The organism is Pseudomonas sp. AL03, assembly GCF_029960815.1.
Lineage (GTDB): Bacteria > Pseudomonadota > Gammaproteobacteria > Pseudomonadales > Pseudomonadaceae > Aquipseudomonas.
Map to the genome: position 1 here is coordinate 1 of NZ_JASBRE010000084.1, position 416 is coordinate 416.

The 416-nt window shown below is 56.7% G+C and carries 1 protein-coding gene; it reads right to left on the reverse strand.

The features are described from left to right. Window positions 1-416, reverse strand: a 416-nt coding sequence (locus QK293_RS27505) for an IS66 family transposase (RefSeq protein ID WP_282383522.1), incomplete at both ends; no start/stop codon positions are given.

Sequence of the window (416 nt, forward strand, 5' to 3'; positions counted from 1 at the left end):
TTAAGGCTGTAATCCAAGGCTTTGGCCGTCGCTGATCCGTTGGGTACAAGATCGCGCTGGGCCAACATCCAGTCGTGCAGCGCTTTCGCTAACGGCGCAGCTTTTTCTTGCCGTATCCGCCAGCGATCCTCATCACTCATCTCGCACGCTTGGCGTTCAACTTCGTACAAGCCGCCAATCGAGTGCAGTGCCTGTGCTGCCAACTGACTTTTATTCGCCACGTGCAGATCGAAAAACTTGCGGCGTGCGTGGGCCATGCAACCAATTTCGGTCATGCCCTTCTCGAAACCGGCTTTGTAGCCAGCAAAGTCGTCGCACACCAGCTTGCCATTCCAGGAACCGAGGAAGTTACGCGCATGCTCACCGGCGCGGCTCGGGCTGAAGTCATAAACCACTGCCTTAAGCGCCGAGAACGG